This is a genomic window from Pseudomonas wadenswilerensis, assembly GCF_024749185.1.
Classification (GTDB): domain Bacteria; phylum Pseudomonadota; class Gammaproteobacteria; order Pseudomonadales; family Pseudomonadaceae; genus Aquipseudomonas; species Aquipseudomonas wadenswilerensis.
On sequence record NZ_CP087191.1, the window covers coordinates 2,041,997 to 2,067,505 of the forward strand.

Consider the following 25,509-nt stretch of genomic DNA (forward strand, 5'->3'; position numbering starts at 1 on the left):
TACGCCGGCTGCGGCAGGCTTTTATTGATCTGCATCAACGGCACTTTTACCACTGCCCGGGGCACTAACGAATAGAACGTACAAGGAGCGCACATGAACGAAACCGTCATGCAACACAAGGCGTTGCTGGCACTGCTGGTGCTGGTGACCATTGCCTTTATCTGGATTCTCCTGCCGTTCTATGGCGCGGTGTTCTGGGCAGTGATCCTCGGTATCGTCTTCGCTCCGCTGCAACGCCGGCTGCTGGCACGCCTGGGCTGGCGGCGCAACCTGGCCGCCGGGCTGACCCTGTTTATCTGCCTGGTGATCGCGATCTTGCCGGTAATCATTATCAGTACCCTGCTGGTGCAGGAGGGGGCTGCGCTGTACAAGAGCATCGAGAGCGGCGAGCTGGACCTGGCCGGCTACATCGAACGCTTCAAGAACATCCTCCCGGCCTTCGTCCAGAATTTCCTCGAGCGCATGGGCATGGGCGACCTGGCCGGCCTGCGCGACAAGATCACCAAGGGTGCGGTGCAGGGCAGTCAGTTCTTCGCGACCCAGGCCTTCAGCTTCGGCCAGGGCACCTTCGATTTTCTGGTGAGCTTCGCCGTCATGCTCTACCTGCTGTATTTCTTCTTGCGTGACGGCGCCGAGCTGGTGCGCAAGATCCGCACGGCGGTGCCGCTGGCCGAGCAGCAGAAGCGTCGCCTGCAACTGAAGTTCAACCGCGTGGTGCGCGCCACGGTCAAAGGCAACCTGTTGGTGGCGGTGACCCAGGGCGCCCTCGGCGGGATCATCTTCTGGATTCTGGACATTCCCAGCGCCCTGGTCTGGGGGGTGCTGATGGCTTTCCTGTCGCTGCTGCCCGCGGTGGGCGCGGGGATCGTCTGGGCGCCGGTGGCGGTGTACTTCGTCGCTACCGGAGCCTTCTGGCAAGGCGCGGTGCTGGCGGCCTACGGTGTGTTCGTGATCGGCCTGGTGGACAACGTGCTGCGTCCGATCCTGGTGGGCAAGGACACCAAGATGCCCGACTACCTTATTCTCGTCTCCACCCTCGGTGGCCTTGCCGTGTTCGGGCTCAATGGCTTCGTCATCGGCCCGCTGATCGCCGCGCTGTTCATGTCCAGCTGGGCGATCTTCGTCTCGACCAAGCCGCAGGTGCAATTGCCCAGTTAGCGGAAGCTGTACGACACCCCGGCGTAGACGCCGAAGCCTTCGCCCGGGGTCGAGCGGGCGGCGTCCGCCCCCTTGTCGTCGTAGCCCGGGGTAACGGTGGCGGCGTAGCGTTTGTTGGTCAGGTTGCGCAGGTCGAGCCAGGTTTGCCAGTCTTGTTTCGGCGAGTTGTAGCCCAGGGTGGCGCCGAGAATGGCATAGGCGTCGGCCGGGTAGCTGTTGGCGTAGTCGACCTGGACCTTGGACGCCATCTGCGTGTTGATCCCCGCATACAAGCCGCTGGGCAGGTCGAAGCGCAACTCGGCCTGGTAGTAGTGCATGGGGATGCCCGGCAGGCGGTTGTCGCCAAAGGTATCGTCGTCGCGGTAGTGGAAGTCGCTAAAGGTGTAGGCCTGGCGCAGGGACAGCTTGCCGACGCCGCCGCGTTCCCAGAGCAGGCTGTCGAGCCCGGCCTCGATGCCCTGGTGCACGGTTGGGCTGGCGTTGAACTCCTTGGCGGGCTGACCTTGCACGATCTCCACGGCCAGCAGCTCATGGCGTACGTTCGAGTAGTACCAGGCCAGGTCCCAGTGGCCGATGGACGACTCGCCGCGGGCACCCAGCTCCAGGGTGGTGGCGGTCTGGTTTTGCATTTCAATCGGTTGCGTGTTGCTGGTCGAGCTCCAGATCAGCGCCCACGGGTGCGGCGGCTCCACCGAGCGGCTCAGGTTGCCATAGACCTGCAACTGCGGGCTGATGTCGTAGCGCAGGCCCAGGCGCGGGGCGTAGTCCCAGTCTTGCTGGCTGACCTTGCCGCCGTTGTCCGGATAGGTCACCGCGCTTTCGCGGCGGGTGTAGATCGCCGCCAGGCCGCTGGTCAGCCACAGGTTGCGGATCAGTTCCAGTTCGTTGCCAACATGCAGGACGGTGTCCGCACCCTGGTAGGTGAAATCTCGCGTTTTCGCACCGAATACCCCATTCACCCGCGCGTACTGCGAAGCACCGCTGTTGGGCAGGTGCTTGGTGGTGCGCCAGCCGACGGTGGTTTTGCTCTCGTGACCGAACAGGGTGTGGCGGCGCTGATAATTCAGGGTGCCGCTGACGTCGGTGTAGGCGACCTTCAGGCGCATCGGGCCCTCACGCAGATCCATCGGATAGTCGTGATAGACCAGGCCTGCTTCCAGTTGCGAATCGTCATCGAGATAGAAGGTGGTCTTGTTGCCCAGCCAGGTACTGCCCGGCTGCGGACGGCTGTCATCGCGGCTCAGGTAGGCCGGGTTGGCCGCGCGCGGGTCGTGCTTGATCTGCTCCTGGGTCAAGCGTCCGGCCAGATCGTTCTCGGTTTCGCGGTAGCGCAGGTAAAAGCGGGTTTCCAGGTTCGGGTTGAAACGGTAGCCGACGTTGGCGGCGATGCCCTTGCTGCTGCCGCTGCTGTGATCCTGGTAACCGTCGTATTCGGAATCGGTCAGCGCTACGTAGTAGTCCAGGTCACCCAGTACCTGGCCGGAACTGATCTGGCGCTTGGCGTAGCCGCGGCTGCCGATCTCGTAGCGCAGTTGCAGCGGTGCGGCGTCGCGGCCGGTGTGGGTGATGTAGTCGATGGCGCCGCCCAGGGCCAGTGACCCCTTGTCGAAACCGTTGGCGCCGCGCAGCACTTCGGCGCGGCTCAGCCACAGCGGCTCGAACAGCTCATAAGGGGTGCCACCCGGGCCGGTCAACGGCAAACCGTCGAACATCGTGTACACGCCCGAGCCATGGGCGCCGGGTGCGCGGTTGATGCCCGAACCGCGGATCGACAGCTTGATGCCATCGTTGCCGGCCGACTGGGCGAACACCCCGGGTTGGTAGGCGAGCACATCCTGGTTGCTGGCGACCCGGCCTTGCTCCACTCGCCGCATGTCGATCAGGTTGCTGGCGCCGGGCACCTGCTGCAGGCGATCGCGAGCGTCCTGCAGTTCGCTGTGTTCCTGTTCCTGGATCAGTACCTGACCGAGTTCGATGCCTTCGCCGGCCTGGACCGACGCGGCACAGGAGATCAGCAAGGCGAGGGAGGAGCGGGGTAGGGTGGGGCGCATCGAGGGGGTTCCGGGACTGTGAGCGGGTATCTGACGTCGCAACTATCAGACGAAGCACAGTCGCCGATCTGTACCGGCCTCATCGCTGGCAAGCCAGCTCCCACAGGATCATTACCAAATCCTGTGGGAGCTGGCTTGCCAGCGATGGTTGCAGAGCAGCCCAAAACAAAACACCCCGCCGAAGCGGGGTGTTTGTCATAGCCAGATCGATCAACCGATCAGTTGCAGCCCGGCATGCTGAACCATGTCCAGCAGTGGCTGCGGGTACACACCCAGCACGAAAGCGAGGATGGCGATGGCCAGCAGCATGACGCCGCCAGTACGCTGTTCCCAGTTCAGCGGGGCGTCGTGGCGACGCAGGTTCGGCTCGATCAGGTACAGGGTGACCATCACGCGCAGGTAGTAGAACACGCCGATGGCACTACCGATCACCAGGGCACCGACCAGCCACCACAGCTGCGACTCGACGCCGGTAGCGATGATGTAGAACTTGCCGATGAAGCCTGCGGTCAGCGGGATACCCGCCAGCGACAGCATCATCACGGTCAGCACCGCGGTCAGGTACGGACGGCGCCAGAACAGGCCGCGGTACTCGTACAGGGCGTCGGCGTCACGGCCGTTGTACGGCGACGACATCAGGGTGATCACGCCGAAGGCACCGAGGCTGGTGATCACGTAGGTGACCAGGTACACGCCGATGGCTTCGACGGCCAGACCCTTGCTTGCCACCAGGGCGATCAGCAGGTAGCCGAAGTGGGCAATCGAGGAGTAACCGAGCAGACGCTTGAGGTTGCTCTGGGTCAGCGCCAGCAGGTTACCGATCAGGATCGAAGCCACGGCGATCACCGACAGCACGGTGGTCAGCACGCCGCTGCTGGCAGCAGGGGAGAGCATGAACAGGCGTACGACGACGGCGAACACGGCAACCTTGCTGGCGGTGGCCAGGAAGGCGGCAACCGGTGCCGGAGCACCTTCGTAGACGTCCGGGGTCCACAGGTGGAAAGGCACCAGCGACAGTTTGAAGGCCAGGCCGACCAGCATCATGCCCAGGCCCAGCTGGGCGATCATGCTCGGCATGCTGGTGGTTGCCAGGGCCTTGCCGATACCGTCGAAGCTCAGGCTGCCGGCGTCGGCATACAGCAGCGCCATGCCGAACAGCAGGAAGGCGGAACCGGCGGCCGAGAGCACCATGTACTTGATGCCGGCTTCCAGCGAACGCTTGTTGAAGAAGGCATAGGCCACCAGGCCATAGACCGGTACCGACAGCAGCTCCAGGCCAATGAACAGGCCTGCCAGGTGCTGCGCGCTGACCAGTACCAGGCCGCCCAGTGCCGACATGAGGATCAGCAGGTACAGCTCTTCGCGGTTGCCCGGGTAGCCTTTGCCGCCATCACCCAGATACGCGTGGGCGAGGGTGACGCAGGCCAGGGTGGCGACCAGGATCAGCGCCATGTACAGGCAGGCGAAGTTGTCGATGGTCAGCAGCGGGGTGACCGCCAGTGGCGCAACCTTCAGGGCCGGGATGATCGACAGCAGGGCCAGGTTCAGGCCCACGATGGACAGCAGGAAGGTTTGCGAGTGGTTGCGGCGCCAGGCGATCGCCAGCATCACCACGACAGTGGTGATGGTGGTGATCAGCAGCGGCGCAAGCGCGATAAAGTGTTGAATCGTCAGGTCCATAGCGCTCTTACCGGGCCGAAGCGAGTTGAGTGAAAGCGGTACCGAACCACTGCTGCACACCGCTCATGGTGGCGGCAGAAGTGTCCAGGAACGGCTGCGGGTAGATGCCCAGCAAGATCAGCAGGCCAGCCAGGCCCAGCACCATGATCAGTTCACGGGTATCCATGCCAGCCAGGGCTTCATCGGATTTGGCCGGGCCGAAGTAGGCGCGGTGAATCATGATCAGCGAGTACACCGAACCGAACACCAGGCCGGAAGTGGCGATCACGGTGACCCATGGCGAGGCGACGAAGCTGCCGATCAGGATCAGGAATTCGCCCACGAAGTTACCGGTACCCGGCAGGCCCAGCGACGCCGCAGCGAAGAACAGGCTGATGGCCGGCAGGTAGGCGATACGGTGCCACAGGCCACCCATCTGACGCATGTCACGGGTGTGCAGGCGCTCGTACAGCTGGCCGGCGAGGATAAACAGTGCCGCCGCCGACAGGCCGTGGGCCAGCATCTGAATCACCGCACCTTGCAGTGCTTGCTGGCTGCCGGAGTAGATACCGATCAGCACGAAGCCCATGTGCGAAACGCTGGAGAAGGCGACCAGACGCTTGATGTCGGTCTGGGCGAACGCCAGGAAGGCACCGTAGAAAATCCCGATCAGACCCAGGGTCATGGCGATCGGCGCAAACTCGGCCGAGGCATTCGGGAACAGCGGCAGGGCGAAACGCAGCAGGCCGTAGGCCGCAGTCTTCAGCAAGATACCGGCGAGGTCGACGGAACCTGCGGTCGGTGCCTGGGCGTGAGCATCAGGCAGCCAGGAGTGGAAGGGTACGACCGGCAGTTTGACCGCGAAGGCGATGAAGAAGCCGAGCATCAGCAGGTATTCGGTGCCCGCCGGCAGTTCGGCCTTGAGCAACTGGGTGTAGTCGAAGGTGATCACACCGGTGTTGCTGTAGTTGACCAGTACCAGGCCGAGGATCGCCACCAACATGATCAGGCCGCTGGCCTGGGTGAAGATGAAGAACTTGGTCGCGGCGTAGATCCGGGTCTTCTTGCCGTCCGAGGAACTGTGACCCCAGAGCGCGATGAGGAAATACATCGGCACCAGCATCATTTCCCAGAAGAAGAAGAACAGGAACAGGTCCAGGGCGAGGAACACACCGACCACGCCACCGAGGATCCACATCAGGTTGAGGTGGAAAAAGCCGACGTGGCGGGTGATCTCTTTCCAGGAGCACAGTACCGAGAGCACACCGAGCAGGCCGGTGAGCAGGATCATCAGCAGCGACAGGCCGTCGAGGGCCAGGTGCAGGCTGATGCCGAAGCGCTCGATCCACAGCACTTTGAATTCGACCGCCCACTCAGGCGCGGCGCCCGGTGCAGGGGCCAGGGTGTAGTCCCCGTTGGCCCACAGCCAGAGGCCGATACCAAGCAGCAGGGACATGGTCAGCAGCGCAATCCAGCGCGGCAGGGTGGCGCCGAAGCGCTCACCCAGCCAGCACAGCAGGCCACCGATGAAGGGGATCAGGATCAGCCAAGGCAAAATCATGACGGGCTCAATTCCTTTCGCAAAGTCGCAAGGTTCATATCAGACCGCAGCCATAACAACGGCACCGAGCACAAGCACGGCACCTACGGCGATCGAAGCGGTGTACCAGCGCAGCTGACCGGTTTCGGTTTTGCTCATGGCGGCATGACCGCCCTTCGCCATACGCGGAATCAGGCCGATGCTGCGGTCAACCGGATCCTTGCGCAGGATGTGGCTGATCAGCAGGTAAGGTTTGACGAACAGCTTGTCGTAGATCCAGTCGAAGCCCCAGGCGACGAACCACCAGGCCGACAGCACACGACCGATGCCGCTGTTGGCGATCGCGGTAACCAGGCGACGCTTGCCCAGGAACAGCATCGCGGCCAGCAGGATACCGGCGATGGCGATGGCGCCCGAGGCGATTTCCAGGCTGTGCTTGGCTTCGCCGCCAGCATGGCCGACGCTCTGCGGCAGCACGCCTGCCAGTGGTGGATGAATCCAGGCACCGACGAAGGTCGACAGCACGATCAGCACGCCCAGTGGCAGCCAGTGGGAAATCCCGTGGCCGGCGTGAGCTTCGGTCTTGGCTTCGCCGTGGAAGGCGATGAAGATCAGGCGGAAGGTGTACAGCGAGGTCATGAACGCACCGACCAGGCCGGCGTACAGCAGACCGTTGTTGCCGCTGGCGAAGGCTTCCCAGAGGATCTCGTCCTTGGAGTAGAAGCCGGCGGTCAGCAGCGGCAGGGCAGCCAGGGCGGCGCCACCGACGATGAAGCTGGCGTAGGCCAGGGGCAGTTTCTTCCACAGGCCGCCCATCTTGAAGATGTTCTGCTCGTGGTGGCAGGCAACGATCACCGCACCGGAGGCAAGGAACAGCAGGGCCTTGAAGAAGGCGTGGGTCATCAGGTGGAAGATCGCGCCTTCCCAGGCGCCAACGCCCAGGGCCAGGAACATGTAGCCGATCTGGCTCATGGTCGAGTAGGCGAGGATACGCTTGATGTCGGTCTGGACCAGGGCGGCAAAGCCGGCCAGTACCAGGGTCACGCCGCCGACCACACCGACCAGGTGCAGGATGTCGGGTGCCAGGGCGAAAAGACCGTGGGTACGGGCAATCAGGTAAACGCCGGCGGTAACCATGGTTGCCGCGTGGATCAGTGCCGAAACCGGGGTAGGGCCGGCCATCGCGTCGGCAAGCCAGGTCTGCAGCGGCAGCTGGGCCGATTTACCGACCGCGCCACCGAGCAGCATCAGGGTCGCCAGGACCATCCAGAAATCACCCGCCTGGAACTTCTGCGGCGCCAGTACCAGCAGCTCCTGCACGTTCAGGGTGCCGAGCTGGGCGAACAGGATGAACAGGCCGATGGCCATGAACACGTCGCCGATACGGGTGACGATGAAGGCTTTCAGCGCGGCGTTGCCGTTGTTGCGGTTGCTGTAGTAGAAACCGATCAACAGGTACGAGCACAGGCCCACGCCTTCCCAACCGAAGTAGATGAACAGCAGGTTGTCGCCCAGAACCAGGAACAGCATGCTGGCAATGAACAGGTTGGTGTAGGCGAAGAAGCGCGAATAGCCGGCTTCACCACGCATGTACCAGGACGCGAACAGGTGGATCAGGAAGCCGACACCGGTGACCACGCCGAGCATGGTGACCGACAGACCATCCACGTACAGGGTGAAGTTCGGCGCAAAGCCGTCCACCGACATCCACTGCCACAGCAGCTGGCTGTACGCGCCGCCTTCCGGCGGGGCGATGTTGAACTGCCAGATCACGTAGGCGGCCACGGCGGCCGAGAGGCCCACCGAGCCGACGCCGACCAGCGCCGACAGGTTCTCGGACCAGCGACCGCGCGAGAACGACAGCAGCAGGAAGCCGATCAGGGGGAATACGAACGTCAGGAAGATAAGGTTCATCCGCGCATCTCACTGGCTGCATCGATATCGAGAGTGTGGAAGCGGCGATACAGCTGCAACAGGATCGCCAGGCCGATACTGGCCTCGGCCGCTGCCAGGCTGATCACCAGGATGAACATGATCTGCCCATCCGGCTGTGCCCAGCGGCTGCCAGCGACGATGAAGGCCAGTGCCGAGGCGTTCATCATGATTTCCAGGCTCATCAGCACGAAAAGAATGTTGCGGCGCACCATCAGGCCTACCAGGCCGAGGCAGAACAGGATGCCGGCGACGGCCAAACCATGTTCGAGAGGAATTGCTGGCATGTGATTACTCCTTCGCCTCGTTGCGGCCGAGATGGAAAGCCGTCACCGCCGCGGCGAGCAGCAGCATCGAGGCCAGTTCCACCACCAGCAGGTAAGGGCCGAACAGGCTGATGCCGACGGCCTTGGCGTCAACGGTGGTGTGGCCGATGCCGGCACCGCTTTCGCTGACGAACAGCACGTACAGCAGCTCGACCAGCAGCAGTGCACCAAGCACCACCGGGCCGAGCCAGATGCCCGGCTTGAGCCAGCCGCGTTCCTGGGCGACCGAAGCCGGCCCGAGGTTGAGCATCATCACCACGAAGACGAACAGCACCATGATGGCGCCAGCATAGGCGATCACTTCCAGGACACCGGCGAACGGAGCGCCGAGGGCGAAGAAGGTCATCGCCACGGAGATCAGCGAAATGATCAGGTAGAGCAGGGCGTGCACGGGGTTGGTGTTGGTGATCACCCGAAGGGTGGACACCACAGCGACACCGGATGCGAAATAGAAAGCGAATTCCATCTTTCTTCCTTAAGGGAGCAAGCTCTTCACGTTGATCGGCTCGGCTTCGTTCTGCGCGGCGCCTTTCGGCTTGCCGGCAACAGCCATACCTGCAACACGGTAGAAGTTGTAGTCAGGGTTCTTGCCGGGGCCGGAGATCAGCAGATCTTCTTTCTCGTAAACCAGGTCCTGACGTTTGAACTCGGCCATTTCGAAATCCGGCGTGAGCTGGATTGCGGTGGTCGGGCAGGCTTCCTCGCAGAGGCCACAGAAAATGCAACGGGAGAAGTTGATGCGGAAGAACTCCGGGTACCAACGACCGTCTTCTGTTTCGGCTTTCTGCAGCGAGATGCAACCGACCGGGCAGGCCACGGCACACAGGTTGCACGCTACACAGCGCTCTTCGCCATCCGGGTCGCGGGTCAGGACGATGCGGCCACGGTAGCGTGGCGGCAGGTAGACCGGCTCTTCCGGGTATTGCAGGGTGTCACGTTTGCGAAAACCGTGAGAGAACACCATCACCAGGCTGCGCAGCTGGGTGCCAGTGCCCTTAACGATGTCGCCAATATATTTGAACATGGGTCAAATCCTCACTGGGCCGCAACAGCTGGCGTGTTGAGCAACACGAGCGCAGCGGTCACCAGCAAATTGATCAGGGTCAGCGGCAGGCAGAACTTCCAGCTGAAGTCCATCACCTGGTCATAGCGCGGGCGCGGGATCGAGGCGCGCAGCAGGATGAACAGCATGATGAAGAACGCGGTCTTCAGGGCGAACCAGACGAACGACAGTTGCGGCAGGATGCCGAACGGGCCGTGCCAGCCGCCGAAGAACAGGGTTACCAGCAGCGCCGAGATCAGGATGATGCCGATGTACTCACCGACGAAGAACATGCCCCATTTCATGCCGGCATATTCAATGTGGTAACCGTCGGCCAGTTCCTGTTCCGCTTCCGGCTGGTCGAACGGGTGACGGTGAGTCACGGCGACGCCAGCGATGAAGAAGGTGCAGAAGCCGAAGAACTGCGGAATGATGAACCACAGGTTCTGGGCCTGGTAGTCAACGATGTCGCGCATGTTGAACGAGCCGACCTGGGCCACGATGCCCATCAGCGCCAGGCCCATGAACACTTCGTACGACACGGTCTGGGCCGAGGCCCGCAGGCTGCCGAGCAGGGCGTACTTGTTGTTCGACGACCAGCCGGCGAACAGCACGGCGTAGACCGACAGACCGGCCATGGCGAAGAAGAACAGCAGGCCGATGTTCAGGTCCGCGACACCCCAGGTCGGGGTGATCGGGATGATCGCGAAGGCGATCAGCAAGGCGCTCATGGCCACCACTGGCGCCAGGGTGAAGATCACCTTGTCGACGAAGGGCGGGTTCCAGTCTTCCTTGAAGAACATTTTCAGCATGTCGGCTGCGATCTGGAACATGCCGAACGGGCCGACGCGGTTCGGACCGTAACGGTCCTGCCACCAGCCCAGCAGGCGCCGCTCGACGAAGCTGAGCAGCGCACCGCAGACCACCACGGCCAGCAAGACCACGATGGCCTTGATGACGGTAATGATCACATCGATCACTTCAGGGGTGAACCAGGTCATTGTGCTGCCTCCTGCAGGCCTTCGACGGATGCACCGAAGATGGCTGGCGGAATGCCGGCCAGGCCTTTCGGCAGGGCAACCAGGCCTGCGCCCAGTTCTTCATTGATGCGCAGCGGCAGACGCAGGGTCACGCCTGCCACGTTCAGGCTGAGCAGGGCGCCGTCGTTGACACCCAGGCGGTCGGCTTCGGACTTGGCCAGGGCCACGTAGGCTTGCGGGATGCGCTCCTGCACCGGCGCTGCGCGCGAAGAGTTCTCTTCGCTGCCGAACAGGTGGTAGAACGGTACGGCCTGCCAGGTGCCGCGGGCCGGAGCGAAGGCTGCCGGAACGCTGGCGAACCAGTTCAGCTTGTCGCCCTGGGTTTCGATCAGGCGGGTGCCCGGGTCGCCTGCGCGCAGGTGACCACCGACCTCGTCCTGGAACTTGTTCCAGGCTTGCGGCGAGTTCCAGCCCGGCGACCAGGCGAACGGCACTTGCGAGCGCGGTTCGGCCGAACCCGAGTAACCTTCCATGGAGAAGGCGAATGCGGAGTCCTTGTCTTGCGGGGTACGCGGCTCGTGCACGCTGATGTCGGCGCGCATGGCGGTACGGCCGGAGTAGCGCAGCGGCTCACGCGCAAGCTTCATGCCCTTGATGCGGAACGAAGCGGACGGTGCGGCGTTGACAATGCCGGTCAGTTGCGGCGCGGCAGCGGCGCAGGCGCTGGTGACGTGGTCCAGCTGGGTCCAGTCGACCGGCTTGTTGAGCAGGGTGGCACGCAGGGCGTGCATCCAGCGCCAGCCTTCGTGAACCAGGATGCTGCTGTCCAGGTAGGTAGGGTCGAACACCTGGAAGAAGCGCTGGGCACGGCCTTCCAGGCTGACCAGGGTACCGTCGCCTTCGGCGAAGGACGCCGCCGGCAGCACCAGGTGGGCGCGGTCGGTGGTAGCGGTCTTCTGGTGATCGGCAACGATTACGACTTTGGCAGCGGCCAGGGCAGCGTCGACCTTGGCAGCGGCAACGCGGCTGTACAGGTCGTTTTCCATCACGACGATGGCGTCGGCCTTGCCTTCGATCACTGCGTCCAGCGCGGCATCGATCGACTCGCCACCGAGCATGGCCAGGCCGAGGCTGTTGGCCTCAGGCACCACCAGGCTCAGGGAACCGTTCTTCTCGCGCAGCTTCAGGGCCTTGGCGATGTTGGCCGCGGCTTCGATCAGGGCGTTGGAACCCAGCGAGGTACCGGCAACCACCAGCGGACGGTTGGCGGCCACCAGGGCGTCGGCGATGCGCTTGGCCAGGGCCAGGGCTTCGGCGTCCAGGCCGTCGACGGCAGGGGCGCTCGGGTCGATGGCATGGGCCACGGCGAAACCGATGCGGGCCAGGTCGTCCGGCGCTGCGTGCACGCACTCTTCGGCGACGTCATCGAGCTTGGTTTCGGCCAGGCTTGCGATAAACAGCGGGTACATGGCGTGCTGGCCGATGTTCTTCACCGCGGCATCGAGCCAAGGCTGAACGCGCATGGCATCGGCCATGGCTTCGGCCTTGCCCTTGACCGACTGACGCAGGGCCAGGGCCACACGGGCGGCGGTCTGGGTCAGGTCTTCGCCAAGTACGAACACCGCGTCATGGTCTTCCATGTCGCGCAGGGTCGGGACCGGCAGCGGGCTGTCGTTGAGCACTTGCAGGGCCAGGCGTACGCGGGCCAGCTCACCGGCTTCCATACCCGAGTAGAAGTGCTCGGCACCGACCAGTTCGCGCAGGCCGTAGTTGCTTTCGAGGCTGGCGCGCGGCGAGCCGATACCGACGATATTGCGCCCGCGCAGCATGTCCGCAGCCTTGTCCAGGGCGGCATCCAGGCTCAGCTTGGTGCCGTCGGCCAGCAGTGGCTGACGTGGACGGTCGGTGCGGTTGACGTAGCCATAGCCGAAACGGCCACGGTCGCAGAGGAAGTACTGGTTGACCGAACCGTTGAAGCGGTTCTCGATCCGGCGCAGTTCGCCGTAACGCTCACCCGGGCTGATGTTGCAACCGCTGGAGCAGCCATGGCAGATGCTCGGGGCGAACTGCATGTCCCATTTACGGTTGTAGCGCTCGGAGTGGGTCTTGTCGGTGAACACACCGGTCGGGCAGACCTCGGTGAGGTTGCCGGAGAACTCGCTCTCGAGGGTACCGTCTTCAACGCGACCGAAGTAGACGTTGTCGTGGGCACCGAATACGCCCAGGTCGGTACCGCCGGCGTAGTCCTTGTAGTAACGCACGCAACGGTAGCAGGCGATGCAGCGGTTCATCTCGTGAGCGATGAACGGGCCGAGCTCCTGGTTCTGGTGGGTACGCTTGGTGAAACGGTAGCGGCGCTCGTTGTGGCCGGTCATGACCGTCATGTCTTGCAGGTGGCAGTGACCGCCTTCCTCGCACACCGGGCAGTCGTGCGGGTGGTTGGTCATCAGCCATTCGACGACGCTGGCACGGAATACCTTGGCTTCTTCGTCTTCGATGGAAATCCAGCTGCCATCGGTGGCAGGGGTCATGCAGGACATGACGATGCGACCACGGGTGTCGTTCTCGTCGGTGTACTGCTTGACCGCACACTGGCGGCAGGCACCGACGCTACCGAGCGCCGGGTGCCAGCAGAAATAGGGGATGTCGAGGCCGAGCGACAGACACGCCTGTAACAGGTTGTCTGCGCCGTTGACTTCGAGCTCTTTGCCGTCTACGTGGATAGTGGCCATGGTTCAAAGTTCTTCGTTGGCCCGCGTCTGCGGGCGTGGCTAATGGAAATCTGTGTGCCTGCAGCCCGCGACAGGTGTCCCCGGGCGAGCTGAGCAGGCAAGCGGGCGGCACGGACCGCCCGCGTTGTTATTCGTTATGCGCCGACGACGATCGGCTTCGCCAGGTCCGGGCGCAGGCCGGCAGCGGCAGCAGCCGGTGCCTGGCTGGCGATGCCAGCCTCGAACTCAGGGCGGAAGTACTTGATCGCGCTACCCAGCGGCTCAACGGCGCCCGGTGCGTGTGCACAGAAGGTCTTGCCTGGGCCGAGGAAACCGACCAGACCCAGCAGGGTCTCGATGTCGCCCTGCTGGCCCTGGCCTTGTTCGAGGGCGCGCAGGAGCTTGACGCTCCACGGCAGGCCGTCGCGGCACGGGGTGCAGAAGCCACAGGATTCACGGGCAAAGAACTCTTCCATGTTGCGCAGCAGCGAGACCATGTTGACGCTGTCGTCCACGGCCATGGCCAGGCCGGTACCCATACGGGTGCCGACCTTGGCGATGCCACCGGCGTACATTTGCGCATCCAGGTGCTCGGGCAGCAGGAAACCGGTACCGGCGCCGCCTGGCTGCCAGCACTTGAGCTTGAAGCCATCGCGCATGCCGCCGGCGTAGTCTTCGAACAGCTCGCGGGCGCTGACGCCGAACGGCAGTTCCCACAGGCCCGGGTTCTTGACCTTGCCGGAGAAGCCCATCAGCTTGGTGCCGTGGTCTTCACTGCCTTCGCGGGCCAGCGACTTGTACCAGTCGATGCCGTTGCCGACGATGGCCGGCACGTTGCACAGGGTCTCGACGTTGTTCACGCAGGTCGGCTTGCCCCACACGCCAACGGCGGCAGGGAAGGGCGGCTTGGAGCGCGGGTTGGCGCGGCGGCCTTCGAGGGAGTTGATCAGTGCGGTTTCTTCACCGCAGATGTAGCGCCCGGCACCGGTGTGGACGAACAGCTCGAAGTCGAAGCCGCTGCCGAGGATGTTCTTGCCCAAAAGGCCTGCAGCCTTGGCTTCCTCGACCGCACGGTTGAGGTTGCGCGCTGCGGTGGTGTATTCGCCACGCAGGAAGATGTAGCCGCGGTAGGCTTTCAGCGCGCGGGCGCTGATCAGCATGCCTTCGATCAGCAGATGGGGCTGTTGCTCCATCAGCATGCGGTCTTTCCAGGTGTTGGGCTCCATTTCGTCCGCGTTGCACAGCAGGTAGCGGATGTTCATGGATTCGTCTTTGGGCATCAGGCCCCATTTGACGCCGGTCGGGAAACCCGCACCGCCACGGCCCTTGAGGCCGGAATCTTTCACGGTCTGGACGATATCGTCCTGGGACATCTGCGCCAGGGCCTTGCGGGCGGCGGCGTAGCCGTCCTTGGCCTGGTACTCGTCGAGCCAGACCGGCTCGCCGTCGTCACGCAGGCGCCAGGTCAGCGGATGGGTTTCAGCCGAGCGCGCAATGCGGTTGGCCGGGCCGAAGGAAGTGATGGTCATACGTAACCCTCCAGCAGCTTGGAGACGCCAGCAGGCTGCACGTCGCCAAAGGTGTCGTCGTCGATCATCAGCGCCGGGGCCTTGTCGCAGTTACCCAGGCAGCACACAGGCAGCAGGGTGAAGCGCCCGTCTGCGGTGGTCTGGCCCAGGCCGATGCCCAGTTCGGTCTGGATCTGGCTGACCACCGACTCGTGGCCGCCGATGTAGCAGACCATGCTGTCGCAGACGCGGATGATGTGCCGGCCAACCGGCTGACGGAAGATCTGACTATAGAAGGTGGCCACGCCTTCGACGTCGCTGGCAGGAATGCCGAGCACTTCGCCGATGGCGTAGATGGCGCCGTCCGGCACCCAGCCGCGTTCCTTCTGGACGATCTTCAGGGCTTCGATGGACGCCGCGCGCGGGTCCTCGTAGTGATGCATCTCGTGCTCGATGGCCGAGCGCTCGGTTTCGCTCAGGGCGAAACGGTCGGTTTGGATAAGCGTGCTGTTCATGCTTAGCGGTCCACGTCAGCCATAACGAAGTCGATACTGCCCAGGTACGCAATGAGGTCCGCGACCATGCTGCCGCGGATCACCGAAGGGATCTGCTGCAGGTGCGGGTAGCTCGGGGTACGGATCCGGGTGCGGTAGCTCATGGTGCCGCCGTCGCTCGTCAGGTAGTAACTGTTGATGCCCTTGGTCGCCTCGATCATCTGGAAGGATTCGTTGGCCGGCATGACCGGGCCCCACGAAACCTGCAGGAAGTGAGTGATCAGGGTTTCGATGTGCTGCAGGGTGCGCTCTTTCGGCGGCGGCGTGGTCAGCGGGTGATCCGCCTTGTACGGGCCTTCCGGCATGTTGCGCAGGCACTGGTCGATGATGCGGATACTCTGGCGCATCTCCTCGACACGGACCATGCAGCGATCGTAGGCATCGCCGTTGTGGGCCAGCGGCACTTCGAACTCGAAGTTCTCGTAGCCGGAGTAAGGGCGGGCTTTGCGCAGGTCGAAGTCAAGACCGGTGGAACGCAGGCCAGCACCGGTGACGCCCCATTCCAGGGCCTCTTTGGTGTTGTACTGGGCAACGCCGATGGTCCGGCCCTTGAGGATGCTGTTCTGCAGGGCGGCCTTGGTGTACTCGTCGAGGCGCTTTGGCAGCCAGTCGACGAAGTCCTTCACCAGTTTTTCCCAGCCGCGCGGCAGGTCGTGGGCAACACCACCGATGCGGTACCAGGCCGGGTGCAGACGGAAGCCGGTGATGGCTTCGATCACGGTGTAGGCGCGCTGACGGTCGGTGAAGGTGAAGAACACCGGGGTCATGGCGCCGACGTCCTGGATGTAGGTCCCCAGGAACAGCAGGTGGCTGGTGATGCGGAAGAACTCGGCGAGCATGATGCGGATCACGTCGACCTTCTGCGGCACCTGGATGCCGGCCAGCTTCTCCACCGCCAGTACGTACGGCAGGTTGTTCATCACCCCGCCGAGGTAGTCGATACGGTCGGTGTAGGGGATGAAGCTGTGCCAGGACTGACGCTCGGCCATTTTCTCGGCGCCACGGTGGTGGTAGCCGATGTCCGGGACGCAGTCGACAATCTCTTCGCCGTCCAGCTGCAGGACGATACGGAAGGCACCGTGGGCCGAAGGGTGGTTCGGGCCCAGGTTGAGGAACATGTAGTCCTCGTTGGTGCCCTGGCGTTTCATGCCCCAGGCCTCAGGGTTGAAGCGTGCGGCTTCTTCCTCGAGTTGCTGCTTGGCCAGGGTCAGGCTGTACGGATCGAATTCGGTGGCGCGGGCAGGGTAGTCCTTGCGCAGCGGGTGACCTTCCCAGGTCGGCGGCATCATGATCCGGGTCAGGTGCGGGTGGCCGGCAAAGTCGATGCCGAACATGTCCCAGACTTCACGCTCGTACCAGTTGGCGTTGGGCCAGATACCGGTGACGGTGGGCAGGTTCAGGTCGCCTTCGCTGAGGGCCACCTTGATCATCACGTCGCTGTTCCGCTCCACCGAGAGCAGGTGGTAGAACACGCTGAAGTCTGCGCCCGGCAGGCCGCGGCGCTGGGTGCGCAGGCGCTCGTCGACGCCATGCAGGTCGTAGAGCATGCTGTACGGCTTGGCGACATGGCGCAGGAAACCCAGCACGTCCTTGAGTTTTTCGCGGGTAACCCAAAGCACCGGCATGCCGGTGCGGGTTTCCTGGGCGACGAACGCTTCGGGGCCGAATTTGTTGTTCAGTTCGACGACCACATCCTGGTCGTCAGCCTTGTAAGGCGGGATATAAATAGCGGTGTCCGCTGTCATGGTCTCGGTCGCTTTCGGTCAACGTAGAGAATGAAGCCAGGCTGCCTGTCGCACATGCGCAGGCAACAGGTCGCTGGATCAGACTTCGTCGGGGCTGCGCAGGTTGGTGACCTGGATGCGCTGTTCACGGCGTTGCTCTTTCTGCGACGGCATCTCGGCACGGTAAATGCCTTGATCACCGACAACCCAGGAAAGAGGGCGACGCTCCTGGCCAATCGACTCCTGCAACAGCATCAGGCCTTGCAGGAAGGCTTCAGGGCGTGGCGGGCAGCCAGGCACGTAGACATCCACGGGGAGGAACTTGTCGACCCCCTGAACGACCGAGTAAATGTCGTACATGCCACCGGAGTTGGCGCACGAACCCATGGAGATGACCCACTTGGGCTCGAGCATCTGCTCGTACAGGCGCTGGATGATCGGCGCCATCTTGATGAAGCAGGTGCCGGCGATGACCATGAAGTCGGCCTGACGCGGCGATGCCCGGATGACTTCGGCGCCGAAGCGGGCGATGTCGTGGGGCGCCGTGAAGGCCGTGGTCATTTCCACGTAGCAGCAGGAGAGGCCGAAGTTGTACGGCCACAGGGAGTTCTTACGCCCCCAGTTGACCGCGCCACTGAGCACATCTTCAAGTTTGCCCATGAAGATGTTCTTGTGGACCTGGTCCTCTAGCAGCGAATCGGAGACGGTTTCCCGTTCTCCGATTGGATATTGCTCGTTGGGAGCATCCGGGTCGATTCTGGTGAGATTGTATTGCATTGCCAAAGCCTCATTGTTTCAGCTTCGCTTGCCGCTTGCGACGACCTTCGGGAGCCCAGTCAAGTGCTCCGACGCGCCATAGGTAGACAAGACCTGCCAACAGAATTGCTATGAAAACGAGTGCTTCGACGAATCCGGTCCAGCCGCTTTCGCGGACGGACACAGACCATGCAAAGAGAAAGAGGGCTTCGATATCGAAGATCACGAACAGCATCGCGACCAGATAGAATTTGGCTGACAGACGCAAGCGGGCGCCGCCAGTGGGCAGCATGCCGGACTCGAAGGGCTCGTTCTTGCTGCGGCCCCAGGCCTTGCTGCCGAGCAGGGCGGACAGGCCGAGCATGAAGGCACACAGGCCTACGACACCCAAAAGGAAAATGGCAAAGCCCCAGTTGTGGGCGATGAGTCCTGTCGAATCGGGCATGCTGAAAATCCTTATACAGAGACCAGTCTCTGCGGCTTGAAAAGAAGTAGAGCAGTGACGATATGTCGCAGCGGAATCTATCGCGCTGATTTTATGGGTAAACCCGGTGCAAGTAAAATTTCTGCAGCAAATTTATTCGTAAGATTAAGAACAAAAATCTTTCGTAACAGGCTGCAGGCCACGTAGACCGGGCATTGCCCCGGGTTCTGTTAATTATGTTTCTTGCAACGCGTAATGAATCAGCAACTTCGTAATGATAATTAATATCATTTGAGGTTGTGCGATTAGTCCTACTGTTCGAGTCAACTACAAAGTTGTGCAACATAGCCGTCACCTGCAAGTTTCCACCCCCTGTGTTTTAACCTGTTTTTTCTTGCCTCGCCGCGCTCTGGATCAAGGCTTTTGTCGATTGCCTGGTGTAGGCCGAGGCGGCGATGGCCCACTGGCCCAGCCAGTAGGCGAGGATGATCAGGTACTGGGCGGCGCCAAACGGGCTGACGAAGCGGTCGATACCGATCAGGCTGTCGGAAAACACGAAAGCAACCGCGCCCAGTGCCGCGAGGCCGCCGCAGGCCAGGGCGCGCCAGAGCATGGCGCTGATGGCCAGGGCATACACGGTGACCGGAATCAGCAATTCACCCAGGCCGGAACTGATCAGCAGGCCCAGCAGCGCCGCACCGACAATCGCCGAGCCCAGCAGTGCAGCGGGCGCCAGTTGGCGGTCCTCGCCCAGGTAGCCGCGCAGGTAGGCCAGGTGCGCGCAGAGAAAGGCCGCCAGGCCAAACACGAACAGATCGCCAGGCACGGCCAGGAGTATGTCGCCGAGCAAGGAAAAGCCCAGGCCAATGATGATCCAGCGCCGGTAGGCGGTGGGCTCGGCGCTACTCAGCCAGCAGATCAGCGCCAGCACCGGGATCGGTTTGACCGCCAGGCCCAGCAGCGCGTTGCCGCTGGCCAGTGCATATAGATAGAAGGCTGCACCCAGCAGGGCCAGGCAGAGCAGGGTGACGGGGCGGGGCATGGCCGATCCTTGGTGTTGTTGTGCACCTAGCATAGCCAATGGCAATTAATAAGGAAGCCCTGTGCATTTGCAGGGGGCCTATCGCTGGCAAGCCAGCTCCCACAGGTGCTGCATGCACTGTGCCCGGTGGGAGCTGGCTTGCCAGCGATGGCGGCACCACCACATCCTGATAAAAAAACAAAACCCGGGACCCCATCACAGGCCCCGGGTTTTGCGTGTTACCCGAATGTCAGCAACCGATCCGTGATCAGTGGAACTGCTCTTCTTCGGTCGAGCCGGTCAGAGCGGTCACCGAAGACTTGCCACCCTGGATAACAGTGGTCATGTCGTCGAAGTAGCCGGTACCGACTTCCTGCTGGTGGGCGACGAAGGTGTAGCCTTTCGACGCGTCAGCGAATTCTTGCTCTTGCAGCTTCACGTAGGCGGTCATGTCGTTGCGGGCGTAGTCGTGCGCCAGGTTGAACATGCCGTGCCACATGTTGTGGATACCCGCCAGGGTGATGAACTGGTGCTTGTAGCCCATGGCCGACAGTTCGCGCTGGAACTTGGCGATGGTTGCGTCGTCCAGGTTCTTCTTCCAGTTGAAGGAAGGCGAGCAGTTGTAGGACAGGATCTGGTCCGGGTATTCCTTCTTGATCGCTTCGGCAAAGCGGCGAGCTTCGTCCAGGTCCGGCTTGGCGGTTTCACACCAGATCAGGTCGGCGTATGGCGCGTAAGCCAGGCCGCGGGCGATGGCTTGATCCAGGCCTGCACGAACCTTGTAGAAGCCTTCCTGGGTGCGCTCGCCAATCACGAATGGCTGGTCGTACGGGTCGCAGTCGCTGGTCAAAAGGTCAGCGGCGTTGGCGTCGGTACGGGCCAGGATAATGGTCGGTACGCCGGCAACGTCAGCCGCCAGACGGGCAGCGGTCAGCTTCTGTACGGCTTCCTGGGTCGGAACCAGTACCTTGCCGCCCATGTGGCCGCATTTTTTCACCGAGGCCAGCTGGTCTTCGAAGTGAACGCCGGCGGCGCCTGCTTCGATCATGTTCTTCATCAGCTCGTAGGCGTTGAGGACGCCGCCGAAACCGGCTTCAGCGTCAGCCACGATCGGTGCGAAGTAGTCGACGTAGCCTTCGTCGCCCGGGTTCTTGCCGGCTTTCCACTGGATCTGGTCGGCGCGACGGAACGAGTTGTTGATGCGCTTGACCACGGTTGGGACCGAGTCCACCGGGTACAGCGACTGGTCTGGGTACATGGACTCGGCCGAGTTGTTGTCGGCAGCCACTTGCCAGCCGGACAGGTAGATGGCCTGGATACCGGCTTTGACCTGTTGTACGGCCTGGCCGCCGGTCAGGGCGCCCATGCAGTTGACGAAATCTTTCTCTGGACGGAAGGACGGGTGTGCGCCCTGGGTGACCAGCTTCCACAGCTTCTCGGCACCCAGATGGGCCAGGGTGTGCTCAGGCTGGATCGAGCCACGCAGACGAACGACATCAGCGGCGGTGTAGGTACGGGTCACGCCTTTCCAGCGCGGGTTCTCGGCCCAGTCTTTTTCGAGGGCTGCAATTTGCTGTTCGCGTGTCAGTGCCATGGAAATAAACCTCGTCGCATCGGTCTTGGGTAAAAATTCTCGCTCTCTACTGCGCAGATCAGAAGCCAGGCAAAGGTCAGTATGGGCGAAATATGCGACGGTCGAACGATGGGGCTCGAAGAGGGGAAGTGAGCAGGTGGGCGAGGTTTTCGCTGCAGGGTGGCTCGTGGTTGCCGAACTGCAATGAACAGTGCTGCCGGGTACCTTTTGATGCGCTTCCGTCCCTCGGGACAACTTCGTTCCAGTCGCAATCTCGTCAAACTGCCTTGTGGGCGGTACAGACACGAGCCGGCTCAGGTGGGTGAGTTAGAGCGCGGCTCGAAAGCCCTTGCCAGGGCCTCTGATCAGCGGGAGCGGGGCCATCATGCCTCGACGTTTCGGGGTCGTCAAATGTTTTGTAGTGGTTTTTTATCACCACTACATCTTTGGTCTAATACGACTCATCAGTCAGTTTCGAGGCCTTTGGTCGAGGCCTTGATTTGTCTGGGTTCAGTCCAAAGCATCGACTTTTACCCGCAATGTCATGTTTTCACCGCGCTGGGTGCTGTAACTGAGGGCCGAAGCGCTGCGTTCGGACTGACTCTGCTGGTTGACCCCTGCCAAGGTGATCCACTCACCGAGCTTGCCGGTGACTTTTGTGTCGGTACTTTGCACCTTCACTACATCAGGACGTTCCTGGCTCATCCGGTCATTGTTGGTACTGATGTTCAGGTGCACGGTGTCGCCAGTGACGCTGGCGGTGACGTAAAAGCCCTGGGTGACGTTGCGGTATTCGGTGTCACTTTGCACCCGGCCATAGCCATCGGTACTGGTGCTGGTGATCGGGATGCTCTGCCCGACCTGGATCAGCGCCGGGCTGCCTTCGCTGGCTTGCACCTGTTGCAGGCCGCCTTCGCGGTTGGCAGTGCCGTAGCGAATGACCCGGGCATTGCCGCGGTTGTCCTGGAAGTTGCTGTCGTTGTTGTCGACGCTGATCAGCAGTTTACGCGGCGCGGTGTCCAGTTGCTGCAGCAGGGTGCGCAGGTCGTCGATGCGTTCGGGCTCGGCGTTGACGATCAGTTTGTTTTCAAAGGCGCTGACGCTGCCGTCCTTGCCGATGAAGGCTTGCGCGGTGGGGAGGATTTCAGCGCTGGTGCGGTGGCTCAGCGGCAGGACTTCGGTGGCGGCCAGCGTACTCAGGCTGAACGACAGAAGCAGGGAGGTGAGAAGGGGGCGTAGCGGCATGTCCATGATCTCCGCGGGTGGAGTGGACATGATGGCAAATTTGTAGCAGTTATGGGAGCGAGGTTGTCAGGCTGAGGACTGCTTCGCAGCCCATCGCCGGCAAGGCCGGCTCCCACAAGGATCAGGTTGGCATCGAACCTGTGGGAGTCGGCCTTGCCGGCGATGGGCTGCAAGGCTGCCCCAATCGCAATCAGGCCAGTTCGCGCGACTCGCGAACCATGTCCACGTGCGGAATGCCCGCCTCGAGGAACTCCTCGCTGACCACCTTGAAACCAAGGCGCTCGTAGAATGGCGTGGCGTGCACCTGGGCGCTGAGCATCTGCTGCTTGAGGTCACGGTTCTGCGCTTCGACGATGACCGCCTGCATCAGCGCGTCGCCGACCTTCAGCCCGCGCCAGTCCTTGAGTACCGAGACCCGGCCGATATGGCCGTCGGGCAGCAGGCGCGCGGTGCCGATGGCATAGTCACCTTCCATGGCCAGGAAGTGCACGGCAGTGTTGTCGTCGGCATCCCATTCCAGCTCCGGCGGCACGTTCTGTTCGGCGATGAACACGGCTTCACGAATACGGCGGATATCGGCGTTGTCTTTTTGCCAGTCGGCGAGCCGGACGCGGATCTTATTCATTGGCAAACCCCAGGCTTCCTTGTTTGACCAGTTCGCAGATCAAGGTAATGCCTTGATCGTTTTCAAGCCACTGCTCAAGGTTTTCAATATGCAACGCATCGGCGGCGCAGATCAGCTTCAGCAGTTCGCGCAGGTCGCCCGGCAGCAGGCGGCTCTGGCCGCTGGCGAACAGCAGCAGGTTGTCGTCGACTTCCGACCAGGCCAGGCGCGCGCTCGGGTTGCGGATCAGAATCGCGCCCTGGGCCAGGCTCTCGATCAGCTCGACTTCATCCAGCGTCTCGCCGCTGACCAGCTCCGGGTAACGCGGTTCGGTCATGAACTGGCCGAACCAGGTCAGCAGCAGGCGCTCGTCACCCATGTGCTCGGTGAGCAGCTTTTTCAGGCGGTCGAGGGCGTCGTGCTGAATCTGGTGCGGGTCGCTGACCGGCTCGGCGTCGGCGTCGGTGTAACGCTCTTCGTCGGGCAGGAACTGGCTGAGGAAGTCGGTGAAATGGGTCAGCACTTCAGCGGCGCCCGGCGCACGGAAGCCCACCGAGTAGGTCAGGCAGTCATCTTCGGCAATGCCGTAGTGGGCCAGGCGCGGCGGCAGGTAAAGCATGTCGCCGGGCTCCAGGGTCCACTCGTCGCTTTGCTCGAATTCGGCCAGGATGCGCAGGTCGGCGTGCTCCAGCAGCGGGCTGTCGCTGTCGCACATCTGGCCGATCTTCCAGTTGCGCTTGCCCTGGCCTTGCAGCAGGAACACGTCGTAGTTGTCGAAGTGCGGGCCAACGCTGCCGCCAGGCGCTGCAAAGCTGATCATTACATCGTCGATACGCCAGCTTGGCAGGAAGCGGAAGTGCTCCAGCAGCTCGCCGACTTCCGGCACGAACTGGTCGACCGCCTGCACCAGCAGGGTCCAGTCGCGCTCGGGCAGGGTGCTGAAGGCATCTTCTTCGAACGGGCCGCGGCGCAGTTCCCATGGGCGTTCGCCGTGCTCGATGACCAGGCGCGATTCGACTTCTTCTTCCAGGGCCAGGCCGGCCAGTTCGTCAGCGTCGATCGGGCTTTCGAAGTCCGGGAAGGCCTGGCGTACCAGCAGGGGTTTCTTCTGCCAGTAGTCGCGCATGAATTCGCGGGCAGTGAGGCCGCCCAGAAGCTGCAGAGGAGTATCAGGATTCATGTGTAACCTATTGAAAAAAAGTAATTTTCTTTCGGTAATAAAAACGCCCGGCTGAGCCGGGCGTTTACGCGCAGGGCGCAGATCAGATGCGTTTGGCTTGAGCCGCAGCGTTACCGATGTAGGAGGCTGGAGTCAGCTTCTTCAGCTCGGTGCGTGCTTCTGCCGGCATGTCCAGGCCATCGATGAAGGTCAGCAGCGCTTCAGGGCTGATGCCTTTGCCACGGGTCAGCTCCTTGAGCTTCTCGTAGGGGTTCTCGATGTTGTAGCGGCGCATGACGGTCTGGATCGGCTCGGCGAGGACTTCCCAGCAGGCGTCCAGGTCTTCGGCGATACGGGCTTCGTTGATCTCGAGCTTGCTGATGCCCTTGAGGCTGGCCTCGTAGGCGATCACGCTGTGGGCGAAACCGACGCCCAGGTTGCGCAGCACGGTGGAGTCGGTCAGGTCACGCTGCCAGCGCGAGATCGGCAGCTTGCTGGCCAGGTGCTGGAACAGCGCGTTGGCGATACCCAGGTTGCCTTCGGAGTTTTCGAAGTCGATCGGGTTGACCTTGTGCGGCATGGTCGAGGAGCCGATTTCGCCAGCGATGGTGCGCTGCTTGAAGTAGCCCAGGGAGATGTAGCCCCAGACGTCGCGGTCGAAGTCGATCAGGATGGTGTTGAAGCGAGCGATCGCGTCGAACAGCTCGGCGATGTAGTCGTGCGGCTCGATCTGGGTGGTGTAGGGGTTGAATACCAGGCCCAGCTCGTCTTCGATGAAGGCGCGGGCATTGGCTTCCCAGTCGATCTGCGGGTAGGCCGACAGGTGGGCGTTGTAGTTGCCCACGGCGCCGTTGATCTTGCCCAGCAGCGGTACGGCGGCAACCTGGGCGATCTGGCGCTCCAGGCGGTAGACGACGTTGGCCAGCTCTTTGCCCAGGGTGGTTGGCGACGCCGGTTGGCCGTGGGTGCGCGACAGCATCGGCACGTCGGCGAAGCGGTGGGCCAGCTCACGGATGGCCTGGGTGATCTGGCGCATCAGCGGCAGCAGCACGCTATCGCGGCCTTCGCGCAGCATCAGGGCGTGGGACAGGTTGTTGATGTCCTCGCTGGTGCAGGCGAAGTGGATGAATTCACTGACCTTGGCCAGCTCCGGCAGCTTGGCGGCCTGCTCCTTGAGCAGGTACTCGATGGCCTTGACGTCGTGGTTGGTGGTGCGCTCGATCTCTTTGACGCGCTCGGCGTGCTCGAGGGCGAACTCATCGGCCAGGCCGTTGAGCAGGGCGTTGGCTTCGGCGGAAAAGGCCGGAACCTCGGCGATCTGCGGGTGGGCGGCCAGGCGCTGGAGCCAGCGAACCTCGACCAGGGCGCGGAAACGGATCAGGCCGTATTCGCTGAAAATAGGGCGCAGGGCCTGGGTTTTGCCGGCGTAGCGGCCGTCAACAGGGGAAACCGCAGTGAGCGAGGAAAGCTGCATGGGGTGTTCTCGGACAGTCAGGCTTTGAAAAGGGCGCATATCATACATGAAAAACGCGCCCGGGTCGG

21 protein-coding genes are annotated in these 25,509 nt (G+C 62.6%); 1 reads left to right on the forward strand and 20 read right to left on the reverse strand.

The features are described from left to right. Window positions 1–93: 93 nt before the first annotated feature. Window positions 94–1,158, forward strand: coding sequence for an AI-2E family transporter (locus LOY45_RS09400; RefSeq protein WP_115087778.1), 1,065 nt, complete (start codon window positions 94–96; stop codon window positions 1,156–1,158). Here LOY45_RS09400 and LOY45_RS09405 read toward each other — a convergent pair. The 20 genes from LOY45_RS09405 to purB form a co-directional block, all read right to left on the reverse strand. Then, complete coding sequence (locus tag LOY45_RS09405; protein ID WP_258579011.1) at window positions 1,155–3,209, reverse strand: TonB-dependent receptor family protein; 2,055 nt, start codon at window positions 3,207–3,209, stop codon at window positions 1,155–1,157. The two genes, LOY45_RS09400 and LOY45_RS09405, sit on opposite strands and share 4 nt — an antisense overlap. Before the next feature lie 210 nt (window positions 3,210–3,419). After that, window positions 3,420–4,889: an NADH-quinone oxidoreductase subunit NuoN gene (gene nuoN, locus LOY45_RS09410; RefSeq protein ID WP_115087775.1), complete on the reverse strand. Its 1,470-nt coding sequence runs from the start codon at window positions 4,887–4,889 to the stop codon at window positions 3,420–3,422. A gap of 7 nt (window positions 4,890–4,896) precedes the next feature. Continuing rightward, on the reverse strand, window positions 4,897–6,429 hold the full coding sequence (nuoM, locus tag LOY45_RS09415; protein WP_115087774.1) for an NADH-quinone oxidoreductase subunit M: 1,533 nt from the start codon (window positions 6,427–6,429) through the stop codon (window positions 4,897–4,899). Between the two features lie 39 nt (window positions 6,430–6,468). Next, window positions 6,469–8,322, reverse strand: coding sequence for an NADH-quinone oxidoreductase subunit L (gene nuoL, locus LOY45_RS09420; protein WP_258579012.1), 1,854 nt, complete (start codon window positions 8,320–8,322; stop codon window positions 6,469–6,471). Beyond that, a complete protein-coding gene (gene nuoK, locus LOY45_RS09425; protein ID WP_028944232.1) occupies window positions 8,319–8,627 on the reverse strand; it encodes an NADH-quinone oxidoreductase subunit NuoK in 309 nt (102 codons plus the stop codon). The genes nuoL and nuoK overlap by 4 nt, the downstream gene beginning before the upstream one ends. A 4-nt stretch (window positions 8,628–8,631) precedes the next feature. Further along, on the reverse strand, window positions 8,632–9,132 hold the full coding sequence (gene nuoJ / locus LOY45_RS09430; RefSeq protein ID WP_115087772.1) for an NADH-quinone oxidoreductase subunit J: 501 nt from the start codon (window positions 9,130–9,132) through the stop codon (window positions 8,632–8,634). A 9-nt stretch (window positions 9,133–9,141) separates the two neighbouring features. Then, on the reverse strand, window positions 9,142–9,690 hold the full coding sequence (gene nuoI, locus LOY45_RS09435; protein ID WP_009400993.1) for an NADH-quinone oxidoreductase subunit NuoI: 549 nt from the start codon (window positions 9,688–9,690) through the stop codon (window positions 9,142–9,144). 11 nt (window positions 9,691–9,701) lie between these two features. After that, window positions 9,702–10,709 carry an NADH-quinone oxidoreductase subunit NuoH gene (gene nuoH / locus LOY45_RS09440; RefSeq protein ID WP_038996049.1) on the reverse strand — a complete coding sequence of 336 codons (1,008 nt, stop codon included), beginning with the start codon at window positions 10,707–10,709 and terminating at the stop codon, window positions 9,702–9,704. Next, on the reverse strand, window positions 10,706–13,420 hold the full coding sequence (nuoG, locus tag LOY45_RS09445; protein ID WP_134063343.1) for an NADH-quinone oxidoreductase subunit NuoG: 2,715 nt from the start codon (window positions 13,418–13,420) through the stop codon (window positions 10,706–10,708). Before nuoG ends, nuoH begins: the two co-directional genes overlap by 4 nt. Before the next feature lie 134 nt (window positions 13,421–13,554). Continuing rightward, entirely contained in the window at window positions 13,555–14,928 is a 1,374-nt protein-coding gene (nuoF, locus tag LOY45_RS09450; RefSeq protein ID WP_115087770.1) for an NADH-quinone oxidoreductase subunit NuoF, read from the reverse strand. Beyond that, complete coding sequence (gene nuoE, locus LOY45_RS09455; RefSeq protein WP_115087769.1) at window positions 14,925–15,422, reverse strand: NADH-quinone oxidoreductase subunit NuoE; 498 nt, start codon at window positions 15,420–15,422, stop codon at window positions 14,925–14,927. The genes nuoF and nuoE overlap by 4 nt, the downstream gene beginning before the upstream one ends. Before the next feature lie 2 nt (window positions 15,423–15,424). Next, complete coding sequence (gene nuoC, locus LOY45_RS09460; protein WP_134063341.1) at window positions 15,425–17,206, reverse strand: NADH-quinone oxidoreductase subunit C/D; 1,782 nt, start codon at window positions 17,204–17,206, stop codon at window positions 15,425–15,427. A gap of 78 nt (window positions 17,207–17,284) precedes the next feature. Then, the gene (locus LOY45_RS09465) at window positions 17,285–17,962 is read right to left on the reverse strand and encodes an NADH-quinone oxidoreductase subunit B (protein WP_010220398.1); all 678 of its coding nucleotides are present in this window, start codon (window positions 17,960–17,962) and stop codon (window positions 17,285–17,287) included. 10 nt (window positions 17,963–17,972) lie between these two features. Then, window positions 17,973–18,386 carry an NADH-quinone oxidoreductase subunit A gene (locus LOY45_RS09470; protein WP_010220397.1) on the reverse strand — a complete coding sequence of 138 codons (414 nt, stop codon included), beginning with the start codon at window positions 18,384–18,386 and terminating at the stop codon, window positions 17,973–17,975. Between the two features lie 358 nt (window positions 18,387–18,744). Next, window positions 18,745–19,407 carry a lysoplasmalogenase gene (locus LOY45_RS09475; RefSeq protein WP_115087767.1) on the reverse strand — a complete coding sequence of 221 codons (663 nt, stop codon included), beginning with the start codon at window positions 19,405–19,407 and terminating at the stop codon, window positions 18,745–18,747. Between the two features lie 247 nt (window positions 19,408–19,654). Next, window positions 19,655–20,980 carry an isocitrate lyase gene (aceA, locus tag LOY45_RS09480; protein WP_115087766.1) on the reverse strand — a complete coding sequence of 442 codons (1,326 nt, stop codon included), beginning with the start codon at window positions 20,978–20,980 and terminating at the stop codon, window positions 19,655–19,657. A 489-nt stretch (window positions 20,981–21,469) separates the two neighbouring features. Continuing rightward, window positions 21,470–22,204 (reverse strand): secretin N-terminal domain-containing protein, encoded by a 735-nt coding sequence (locus LOY45_RS09485; RefSeq protein ID WP_258579013.1) that lies wholly within the window; start codon window positions 22,202–22,204, stop codon window positions 21,470–21,472. Between the two features lie 190 nt (window positions 22,205–22,394). Next, window positions 22,395–22,829, reverse strand: coding sequence for a GNAT family N-acetyltransferase (locus tag LOY45_RS09490; RefSeq protein WP_115087764.1), 435 nt, complete (start codon window positions 22,827–22,829; stop codon window positions 22,395–22,397). Then, window positions 22,822–23,988 carry a ribosomal protein uL16 3-hydroxylase gene (locus LOY45_RS09495; RefSeq protein ID WP_115087763.1) on the reverse strand — a complete coding sequence of 389 codons (1,167 nt, stop codon included), beginning with the start codon at window positions 23,986–23,988 and terminating at the stop codon, window positions 22,822–22,824. Before LOY45_RS09495 ends, LOY45_RS09490 begins: the two co-directional genes overlap by 8 nt. Before the next feature lie 82 nt (window positions 23,989–24,070). Continuing rightward, complete coding sequence (purB, locus tag LOY45_RS09500) at window positions 24,071–25,441, reverse strand: adenylosuccinate lyase (RefSeq protein WP_115087762.1); 1,371 nt, start codon at window positions 25,439–25,441, stop codon at window positions 24,071–24,073. Between the last annotated feature and the right edge of the window lie 68 nt (window positions 25,442–25,509).